The organism is Sphingomonas sp. (genome assembly GCF_051962185.1).
Lineage (GTDB): Bacteria > Pseudomonadota > Alphaproteobacteria > Sphingomonadales > Sphingomonadaceae > Sphingomonas.
On record NZ_JBQCCN010000019.1, the window covers coordinates 1 to 8,825 of the forward strand.

Sequence of the window (8,825 nt, forward strand, 5' to 3'; positions counted from 1 at the left end):
GTTGCCGGTGGCGCTGACCACAATGTCTGCGCGATGCGCGGCGTCTTCCAGCGTCACCACCTCGAACCCGTCCATCGCCGCCTGCAGCGCACAGATCGGATCGACTTCGGTCACCAGCACGCGCGCGCCGGAGCCCTTGAGCGATGCCGCCGAACCCTTGCCCACGTCGCCGTAACCGCAAACGATCGCGACCGTGCCGGCCATCATGACGTCGGTGCCGCGACGGATCGCGTCGACGAGCGATTCCTTGCAGCCATAAAGGTTGTCGAACTTCGACTTGGTCACGCTGTCGTTGACGTTGATCGCCGGGAACGGCAGCTCGCCCTTCTTGGCGATCGCGTACAGGCGGTGGACGCCGGTGGTGGTCTCTTCCGACACGCCCTTGATGTTCTTGACGGTCTCGGTGAGGTAGCCGGGCTTGCGCTTGATGAATTCCTTCACCGCGCGCTGCATCTCGATCTCTTCCTCGTTCTCGGGCTCGGCGAACGACTGACCCGCCTCGACCTTGGCGCCCCACAGCGCGAACATCGTCGCGTCGCCGCCGTCGTCGAGGATCATGTTGCAGGTCTCGTCGCCCCAATCGAAGATCGAGCCGACATAGTCCCAATATTCGGCCAGGCTCTCGCCCTTCACGGCGAACACCGGCACGCCCGACGCGGCGATCGCGGCGGCGGCATGGTCCTGGGTCGAGAAGATGTTGCAGGTCGCCCAGCGCACCTGCGCGCCGAGCGCGGTCAGCGTTTCGATCAGCACGGCGGTCTGGATGGTCATGTGGAGCGAGCCGGTGATGCGCGCGCCCTTGAGCGGCTGCGACGCGCCGAATTCCTGGCGCAGAGCCATCAGGCCGGGCATTTCGGTCTCGGCGATGTTGATCTCGGCGCGGCCGAAATCGGCGAGGGAAATGTCCTTGACGACATAATCGGTCGGGCGGTCGAGCACGGTGGCCACGTCAAAAGTCTCCGGAAAAAACGGTTGATGCGCGGCGCCGTACAGCCTCCGCCGCACGATTGCAATCTCGATATAAAGATTTCTTTATATGTTCGCCGAGGCGACCGCCGCGGGCGCCGTATCGTCCCGCTCGCGTAGCCGATAGGGTAAGGTAAGCCAGGCGATCACGCCACGTGGCTGGCCGATCTCGGCAAGGCCGACATCGGGCCATTCGTCCTCCGCGGGAAAATAGACGGTACCGAACAGGCGATCCCACAAGGTCGTGAACGCCCCGAAATTGCGATCGAAATGGCGCTCCTCCAGCGAATGATGGATGCGGTGAAAGCGATTGTCGCAAAAGAAGATCCGGAGCGGCCCGAGGTGGACGCTGGTCGGCGAATGGATGAACGAGGCGTGAAGGTGCAGGACCACCGCCATCGCCGGCGCGAGATAGCCGATATCGCTGCCGAACAGACTGGCCGGCGCGAGGAGCAGTACGGCCTGGAAGAGCGGCTCGGTAATATGGTGATAGGCGTTGACGGCGTTGAGCTCGCGGATCGAATGATGGACGGCGTGATAGCGCCAGAACCAGCGATGCTGGGCGCGGTGGCACCAGTAGAAGAAGAAGTCGTAGACCGCCGCCCCGGCGATCGGCGCCAGGATCATCGCGAACGGACCGGCCCAGCGAAACTGCAGCGGCAAAATCAGCAGCGGTTCGATCCCGATCCAATGCCATAGCGACCGGAACATCGCGTAGGTCGCCGCCATCACCGGCAGCCAGATCGCCCAGAACAGCACTCCCGCTATGCGGCCGCGCGCCGAGTGGCGGTCACGCGGCAGCAGCAACTCGAACGCCGTCATCAGGGCGAACGAGAACAGCCAGGGCGTCGCGGCCGGCAGGACGGCGGAGAGAAGCTCGGCGATGCGCATCCGCCCGACCTTGCCACGCGGATCACTCTCAAGAGGTTAAGCGGTCCAGCGACGATCGGCACGCGCGGAAAATTTTTTCCGCCCGATGTCACATCGCGTGAGCCCAGCTCGTCATGCAGGCGTAATCTTCGAAAGGACCGATCATGACCCCCCGCATCAATCCCTACGCCGCCGCGCCCGAGATGGTTCAGGCATTCCTCACCTTGTCCAACAAAGTGATGGAAAGCGGCCTGGAAAAACCGTTGCTCGAACTGGTCAAGATCCGCTCGTCGCAGATCAACGGCTGCGCCAACTGCATCAATATGCACACGTTCGAGGCGCGCCAGGCCGGAGAAACCGAACAGCGCGTGCATCTGGTCGCTGCGTGGCACGAAGCGCCATGCTATACCGATCGCGAGCGCGCGGCGCTGGCGTGGACCGAGCACCTGACGCTGATCGCCGACAAGCGCGCGCCCGACGACGTCTATGCCGCGCTCGACGCGCAGTTCAGCAAGGAGGAACAAGTCAAGCTCACCATGATGATCAACGTGATCAACGGCTGGAATCGCCTGGCGGTCGGCTTCAACCTGTTCGACCCCAATCTGGGTTGGAAGGCGTGAGCGACGCCGCCCAAACCTTCGACGCGCTTCGGCCCAAGCTGATGCGCGTCGCCTACCGCATGCTCGGCTCGGTCGCCGATGCCGAGGATGTGGTGCAGGACGCCTGGCTGCGCTGGGCCGACGCCGACCGCGCCGCGGTGCGCGTGCCAGAGGCGTTCCTGCGCCGCGTCGTGACCCGTTTGTGCCTCGACCAGCTCAAATCGGCGCGCGTCACGCGTGAGGAATATATCGGCCCGTGGCTGCCCGAGCCGATGGTCGAGGCCGAAGAGGTCGAGGACGTCACCCTACCGCTGATGCTCGCGCTCGAACGCCTCTCGCCGCTGGAGCGCGCGGCGTTTCTGCTGCACGACGTGTTCGGCGAGAACTTCGACGACATCGCCGAGAGCCTGGGCCGCGACAGCGCGGCATGCCGCCAACTCGCCAGCCGGGCGCGTGAGCATGTCCGGGCGGAGAAGCCGCGCTTCCCGGTCGAGCGCGAACACGGGCTGGAGATCGCTCAGGCGTTCTTCGCGGCGTCGCGCGGCGAGATCGGCCAATTGGGCGCGATGCTGGCGGACGACGTCAGCCTTTATTCGGACGGCGGCGGCAAGCGGCCGGCAGCGGCGCGCGTCATGCTCGGCGCCGATGAGGTCACCCGCACGTTCGCCGCGATCGGGCGGTTGTTGCGCGGCAATTTCGGCGAACTGATCCGCTTCGCCTGGATCAACGGCCTGCCCGGCTTCGTCACGCGCGAATATGACGGCGTGCTGCAGACCACCGCATTGCTGATCGAGGACCATCGGGTCAAGGCGATCTACGTGATGCGCAATCCGGATAAATTGCGGCATTTGGAGGGAACGCTGCACTAAAATTCCTCCCCGGAACGGGGAGGATTTTTCTAGCCGCTAAACCCGCACCACCACGCTCGCCATGACCGAGCCATGAAGGCGAAAACCCAGGCTCTCGTACAGCCCGATCGCCCCCGCGTTGCTGGCATAAGCGTGCAACCAGGGCGTCTCGCCCCGCGCCAGCATCCGCTCCGCCACCACGCGCATCAGCGCGCCCGCATAGCCCCGCCCGCGATGATCGGGATGCGTGCAGACCCCGCTGACCTCGCTCAGACCGGGCATTTTCATCCGCTCGCCCGCCATCGCGATCAATCGTCCATCCTGCTTCACGCCGATGAAGGCGCCCAACCGGTTGGTATGCGCCGCATAGGGCCCCGGCTTGGTCAGCATCGCGAGGTCATACATGGCGGGCGCGTCGGCCTCGTCCAAGTCGACGATCTCGAATGCCGGGGACTTTCCCGGCGTCACGCGCTCGCACACCATCTGGACGCATTCGGCCTGGCGCAGGAACCGCGTACCGGGCGCCGCCGGCCAGGCATCGCGCTCGACCACCCACAATTCGCCTCGCTCGGGCACCAGCGCTGCCAATGCCGCGAGGCTTTCCGGCGACTGGTCCGCCGCGGCGCCGAACAAGCCATAATCGCGATCGACCCGCCAGGCACGCGCGTCGCCCTCGGCGATCTTGGCCCAACGCGTCGTCAGCGCGCTCCAAACCGGCCGATCGAGTTGTTCCAGTCCCATGCGCTACGGGTCAGGCCGTCCCGGTCTGGCTGGCAAGCAGGCGCGCGTCGATCCCGGCACGCTCGAACCCTCCGGTCCAGCGGTCGTACGCCTCGGTGTCGAACAGCAATCGTTCGTCGCCGGCGACGTTGAACCAGCCATGGCGCAGCATCTCGCCGTCGAGCTGGCCCGCGCCCCAGCCGGCATAGCCGAGCGCTACCAGCCAGCGGCTCGGCCCCTGCCCTTCCGCGATCGCCTTCAGGATGTCGATCGTGCCCGACAAGGCCCAGCGCCCGGCGACCTCGATCGTATTCTGGCCCGACCAGTCGGTCGAATGCAGCACGAAGCCGCGCCGAGGCTCGACCGGCCCACCGAAATGGACCGGCGCGTCAGGCGCCTCGCCGGGTTCGATCTCGAATTGCTCGAGGACGTCGTGAAGGCCGAGGCCCTCGATCGTCGCGCCGATGCCGATGCCGATCGCGCCTTCGGCATCGTGCCCGCACATCGCGATCACTGCATGCTCGAAGCGCGGATCGCCGATGCCGGGCATCGCCAGCAGGAATTGTCCGGTGAGAAAGGGCGCGGCCGACTCCATCAGCGGCATCTTAAGCTGGTCGGACCGCTGCCGTCACGGCTTGAAATTCCCGCCAGCGATGCCAAGTGCCGGACGCGCGGCGCGTTGACGCGCCCAACGGGAGACAACGACATGACCATCGCCGTCGGCGACAAGCTGCCCTCCACCACCATCGTCAAGGCCACCGAGAACGGTCCGGAGCAGGTCAGCTCGGACGAGTTCTTCGCCGGCCGCAAGGTCGCGCTGGTCGCGGTGCCCGGCGCCTTCACCCCGACCTGCTCGGCGCGCCACCTGCCCGGCTTCCTCGACAAGGCGGACGACATCAAGGCCAAGGGCGTCGACGAGATCGCCTTCACCTCGGTCAACGACGCCTTCGTGATGGGCGCCTGGGGCAAGGCCAACGATGCCGCCGGCAAAGTGACCATGCTGGCCGACGGCAATGCGGATTTCGCGAAATCGGTCGGTCTCACCTTCGACGGCTCCAAATTCGGCATGGGCGAGCGCAGCCAGCGCTACTCGATGATCGTCAACGACGGCGTCGTCGAAGAGCTCAACGTCGAAGCGCCGGGCGAGTTCAAGGTCAGCTCGGCCGAACATCTGCTCGAGCAGCTCTGATCGCTTTCCGTTTCTTCGCGTAGGCGAAACAATCAAGCGCGGCTGTGGGAACGCGAGGGGCAGCCTTCGCGTTTTCGCAGCCGTTGCTTTTTTTGGGGAGATCGTCATGGTCGATGAAACCACCACTACCGCCACCGGCGCCGATAGCGCGACCGCGCCCGCCGCTGACTCCTCGCTGATCGACAATGCGGTCGAAACCGCGAGCGACGCACTGGACGTCGCGCTCGCCGAGTCCAAATCCTTCCTGTCCAAGGCGCAGGAAACGCTCGCCAACGCGGCCGGCAGCGCGATGAATACGGTCAAGGAGCATCCGATCGCCGCGGCCGGGATCGCCGCCGGTGCCGCCGCCGCCGTGGCCGGCGCCGCTTATGGCGCGTCGAAACTGTTCGCCGGCGACGCGTCCGACGACGACGGCTCGACCAAGGGCTGACGCGTTGCCGTAACGACCGCGACTTGCCAGCGTCAGCCGACTGCTTTAGCCGCATCGGATGACGCAGGCTTCCGATATCGTCGCCGAACTCTCTCGGCTCTATTCCGCCTCGGTCGAACGCCTCCAGGACGCGCTGACGACCTATCTCACCACCGGCGAGACGCCCGACCCCAAGTCGCGCACCGATGGATCGTTCGCTTATCCCGAAATCAGGCTGATCTACCGGCACGACCATGATCGGCCGACTCCGCTGCGATCGTTCGGGCGGCTGTCCGAAGCGGGCGATTATCGCATCAGCGTGACCAAGCCGGCGATCTTCGCCGATTACCTGACCGAACAGCTCACCTTGCTGATCGAGGATTACGACGTCGAAGTGTCGGCGGTCCCCGGGCGGCAGGAAATTCCCTTCCCTTACGTGCTCGACCCCAGCCACGCGCTCAATCTCGACGAGGTGTCGGCGGTCGAACTGGCGCGCTGGTTCCCCGCGACCGACCTCGCGCATATCGGCGACGAGATCGCCGACGGCCTCCCGACACCCGGCGAGGCGCGGCCACTCGCGTTGTTCGACGGCTTGCGGACGGACTTCAGCCTGGCGCGGCTGCGGCATTACACCGGCACTCCGCCCGAGCACGTGCAGCGCTACGTGCTGTTCACCAATTACCACCGTTATGTCGACGAATTCGTCCGCTGGGCCTTCGCGCAACTCGGCGAGGGTAGCCGCTTCACCGGCGTGTCGGGCGCGGGCGGCGTGCTGTTGCGCGCGGGCGACGATCTCGAGGCGGCACTGGCCGACACCAGCGCGTGGCGGCGACACCAGATGCCGGCCTATCACCTGATGGCCGACGATCGCACCGGTATCACGCTGGTCAACATCGGCGTCGGGCCGTCGAACGCCAAGACGATCTGCGATCACCTCGCGGTGCTGCGGCCCGAAGCGTGGCTGATGATCGGGCATTGCGGTGGCCTCAGGCCCAGCCAGCGCATCGGCGACTATGTCCTCGCCCATGCCTATCTGCGCGACGACCATGTCCTCGACGACGTGCTACCGCCCGAAATTCCGGTGCCGGCGATCGCCGAGGTCCAGGTCGCGATGGCCCGCGCCGCCGAGATCATCAGCGGCCAGTCGGGCGAAGAGCTCAAGCGCCGCCTGCGCACCGGCACGATCGTCACGACCGACGACCGCAATTGGGAGCTTCGCTACACCAAATCGGCACTGCGCTTCTCGCTCAGCCGCGCGGTCGGGATCGATATGGAATCGGCGACGATCGCGGCGCAAGGCTATCGGTTCCGCGTGCCGTACGGGACTTTGCTCTGCGTCTCGGACAAGCCGCTCCACGGCGAGCTCAAGCTGCCGGGTCAGGCCAATCGCTTCTACGAGCGGGCGATCAACGAGCATATGCGGATCGGCATCCAGACTTGCGAGGAATTGCGGCGCGAAGGCGCCAAGCTCCACAGCCGCAAATTGCGCGCCTTCAACGAGCCGCCGTTCCGCTGATCCGGACGTTAACCCGTCATGGGACTATCACGACCCTGAAACATTCTGGTATGCGAGGGCGTTAGCGACCAAGAGAACAGGGGATCATCTCTCATGGCCACGACGCCCAGGAAGACGACTGCCAAGCCCGCCGCCAAGGCGCCCGCCAAACCCAAGGCCGCAGCGAAGCCGAAGGCCGCGCCAAAAGCTAAAGCCGCTGCCGCCCCCACGCCCGAACCGGAAGTGACGGCGGCCGCTGCGTCGAAGGCGCCGGCCAAGGTACCAGCTAAAGCCGCGCCCAAGCCCGCGGCCAAACCCAAGACGACGACGAAGCCGGTCGCCAAGACCGCCGGCGCCGCCGCCGCGACGACGCCCAAGCCTGCGTCGAAGGCAGCGGCCAAGCCAGCCGCCAAACCGAAGGCCGCAGCGAAACCCAAAGCGACGGCCAAGCCGAAAACGACCGCTGCCGCGAAGCCCAAGGCGGCAGCCGCTCCCAAAGCCCCGGCCGCGCAGAAAGCGCCGAGCGCACCAAAGGCCGCCACAGCACCGAAGCCTGCGCCAAAACCGACTCCTGCCGCGGCCGCCCCCGCTCCTTCGACCCCTAGCCGCGCCGCGACGATCGCCAAGCGCGGCGGCATTGCGGCGGGGATCGCCGGGGCGATCGGCGCGGTCGCGGCGATCTTCACATTGCGCGGTAGCAGCCGGAAAAACGGGCCGAAGGACGAGGAATCCTGAGGTCCGCCCGCAGCTAGCGTTTGGTATCCAACCGGTACGTCACCGTGAGCGTCACCTCGGTGGTGACGGTGTCGTCCGTCGATTTCTGGAACATGGCCAACGCCGGTACCTTACCATTGTTCGCCTGAAACATCGCCGAGAAGTCGGTCTTTTCGCTGATGGCGGTCAGCACAGCATTCCCGAAGCCCAGGCGGTTGGCATAACCATCCGCCTCGGTCTTTGCTTTGACCATCGCATCGGCCTTCGCGACGCGGCGGGCCGCCGCCGCGTCGTTCAACGATGATAGCGGCGTTCCTGTATTCCGAACGCCCGGAATGCTCGCGATTGCCGCTTTGACCTTATCGATCGCCGCGCGATTGGGCGCGGTGATCGTGACGATCGCGCTCACCTGGTTCTTGCCTTCGACCTTGGCGTCGACGTTGCCCCTCGCCAGGCTCATCGCCGCAGCGGGGTCGCTTGAGAACAATTCGAACTCGCTACCGTCTCGTATGACCGCGTTAGCGCCGGCCGCCGCCACCTGGTCGAGCACGGCCTGTTTTCGTTTGGCGAGCAACGCCGCCGCTGCCGTGTCGCTATCCGCGCCCGCGACGATCACCCCTGATATTTCATATCGGTCGGCGGGGGTTTCGGCATGCCCGACGGCGACGATCTCAACAGTGACCGGTTGCGCGTCCGCCGGTGTCGCCAGAGCGAGCATCATCCAGAAAGGTGTAATTACCATCCGCTCGGTTTCCCCTTGTTCTGCTCGTCGAGCCATTTCTTGAGCGGCGCGAAATAGTCCATCATCGCCTGGCCCGAGATTTCGCGGCTGCCGGTGAAGACTTGGAGCGCGTCGGGCCACGGCTTGGACTGGCCCATTTCCAGCATCTTCTGCAGGTTCGCGCCGACCTGCTTGTTGCCGTAGAACGAGCAGCGATGGAGCGGCCCGGTCCAGCCGGCCTGCTTGCACGCCGCCTGGTAGAATTGGAACTGCAGCAAGCGCGCCAGGAAATAG

12 protein-coding genes are annotated in these 8,825 nt (G+C 65.7%); 6 read left to right on the plus strand and 6 right to left on the minus strand.

Annotation, left to right across the window (positions count from 1 at the left end; translation table 11 throughout):
* Both ACTHJR_RS01410 and ACTHJR_RS01415 read right to left on the minus strand, forming a co-directional pair.
* On the minus strand, positions 1-948 hold a 948-nt coding region (locus ACTHJR_RS01410), incomplete at its 3' end, for an adenosylhomocysteinase (RefSeq protein ID WP_440521263.1).
* Between the two features lie 84 nt (positions 949-1,032).
* Positions 1,033-1,857 (minus strand): sterol desaturase family protein, encoded by an 825-nt coding sequence (locus ACTHJR_RS01415; protein ID WP_440521264.1) that lies wholly within the window; start codon positions 1,855-1,857, stop codon positions 1,033-1,035.
* 143 nt (positions 1,858-2,000) lie between these two features.
* Here ACTHJR_RS01415 and ACTHJR_RS01420 point away from each other — a divergent pair, with 143 nt between their 5' ends.
* Both ACTHJR_RS01420 and ACTHJR_RS01425 read left to right on the plus strand, forming a co-directional pair.
* The gene (locus ACTHJR_RS01420; protein WP_440521266.1) at positions 2,001-2,456 is read left to right on the plus strand and encodes a carboxymuconolactone decarboxylase family protein; all 456 of its coding nucleotides are present in this window, start codon (positions 2,001-2,003) and stop codon (positions 2,454-2,456) included.
* Positions 2,457-2,497: 41 nt separating this feature from the next.
* Complete coding sequence (locus ACTHJR_RS01425) at positions 2,498-3,304, plus strand: sigma-70 family RNA polymerase sigma factor (RefSeq protein WP_440521275.1); 807 nt, start codon at positions 2,498-2,500, stop codon at positions 3,302-3,304.
* A gap of 36 nt (positions 3,305-3,340) precedes the next feature.
* On the opposite strand, the gene ACTHJR_RS01430 is transcribed toward ACTHJR_RS01425, so the two are convergent.
* Positions 3,341-4,024, minus strand: coding sequence for a GNAT family N-acetyltransferase (locus ACTHJR_RS01430; protein ID WP_440521267.1), 684 nt, complete (start codon positions 4,022-4,024; stop codon positions 3,341-3,343).
* A gap of 10 nt (positions 4,025-4,034) precedes the next feature.
* A complete protein-coding gene (locus ACTHJR_RS01435) occupies positions 4,035-4,598 on the minus strand; it encodes a YqgE/AlgH family protein (protein WP_440521276.1) in 564 nt (187 codons plus the stop codon).
* Between the two features lie 111 nt (positions 4,599-4,709).
* On the opposite strand from ACTHJR_RS01435, the gene ACTHJR_RS01440 reads away from it, so the two are divergent.
* From ACTHJR_RS01440 to ACTHJR_RS01455, 4 genes are all read left to right on the plus strand, one after another.
* Positions 4,710-5,192, plus strand: a complete 483-nt coding sequence (locus ACTHJR_RS01440; protein ID WP_440521268.1) for a peroxiredoxin — start codon at positions 4,710-4,712, stop codon at positions 5,190-5,192.
* A gap of 106 nt (positions 5,193-5,298) precedes the next feature.
* Positions 5,299-5,622, plus strand: coding sequence for a hypothetical protein (locus tag ACTHJR_RS01445; RefSeq protein WP_440521270.1), 324 nt, complete (start codon positions 5,299-5,301; stop codon positions 5,620-5,622).
* A gap of 58 nt (positions 5,623-5,680) precedes the next feature.
* On the plus strand, positions 5,681-7,117 hold the full coding sequence (locus ACTHJR_RS01450) for an AMP nucleosidase (RefSeq protein ID WP_440521271.1): 1,437 nt from the start codon (positions 5,681-5,683) through the stop codon (positions 7,115-7,117).
* Between the two features lie 93 nt (positions 7,118-7,210).
* Complete coding sequence (locus ACTHJR_RS01455) at positions 7,211-7,831, plus strand: hypothetical protein (RefSeq protein ID WP_440521272.1); 621 nt, start codon at positions 7,211-7,213, stop codon at positions 7,829-7,831.
* Between the two features lie 13 nt (positions 7,832-7,844).
* Here ACTHJR_RS01455 and ACTHJR_RS01460 read toward each other — a convergent pair whose 3' ends face one another.
* Both ACTHJR_RS01460 and ACTHJR_RS01465 read right to left on the minus strand, forming a co-directional pair.
* Positions 7,845-8,531, minus strand: a complete 687-nt coding sequence (locus ACTHJR_RS01460) for an SIMPL domain-containing protein (RefSeq protein WP_440521273.1) — start codon at positions 8,529-8,531, stop codon at positions 7,845-7,847.
* 14 nt (positions 8,532-8,545) lie between these two features.
* Positions 8,546-8,825 (minus strand): M2 family metallopeptidase (locus tag ACTHJR_RS01465; protein WP_440521274.1); only part of this gene is annotated, 280 nt, incomplete at its 5' end.

Coding starts and splice junctions, on each gene's coding strand:
- ACTHJR_RS01415 (WP_440521264.1), bottom strand. CDS start 1,857: ATGCGCATCGCCGAGCTTCTCTCCGCCGTCCTGCCGGCCGCGACGCCC.
- ACTHJR_RS01420 (WP_440521266.1), top strand. CDS start 2,001: ATGACCCCCCGCATCAATCCCTACGCCGCCGCGCCCGAGATGGTTCAG.
- ACTHJR_RS01425 (WP_440521275.1), top strand. CDS start 2,498: ATGCGCGTCGCCTACCGCATGCTCGGCTCGGTCGCCGATGCCGAGGAT.
- ACTHJR_RS01430 (WP_440521267.1), bottom strand. CDS start 4,024: ATGGGACTGGAACAACTCGATCGGCCGGTTTGGAGCGCGCTGACGACG.
- ACTHJR_RS01435 (WP_440521276.1), bottom strand. CDS start 4,598: ATGGAGTCGGCCGCGCCCTTTCTCACCGGACAATTCCTGCTGGCGATG.
- ACTHJR_RS01440 (WP_440521268.1), top strand. CDS start 4,710: ATGACCATCGCCGTCGGCGACAAGCTGCCCTCCACCACCATCGTCAAG.
- ACTHJR_RS01445 (WP_440521270.1), top strand. CDS start 5,299: ATGGTCGATGAAACCACCACTACCGCCACCGGCGCCGATAGCGCGACC.
- ACTHJR_RS01450 (WP_440521271.1), top strand. CDS start 5,681: ATGACGCAGGCTTCCGATATCGTCGCCGAACTCTCTCGGCTCTATTCC.
- ACTHJR_RS01455 (WP_440521272.1), top strand. CDS start 7,211: ATGGCCACGACGCCCAGGAAGACGACTGCCAAGCCCGCCGCCAAGGCG.
- ACTHJR_RS01460 (WP_440521273.1), bottom strand. CDS start 8,531: ATGATGCTCGCTCTGGCGACACCGGCGGACGCGCAACCGGTCACTGTT.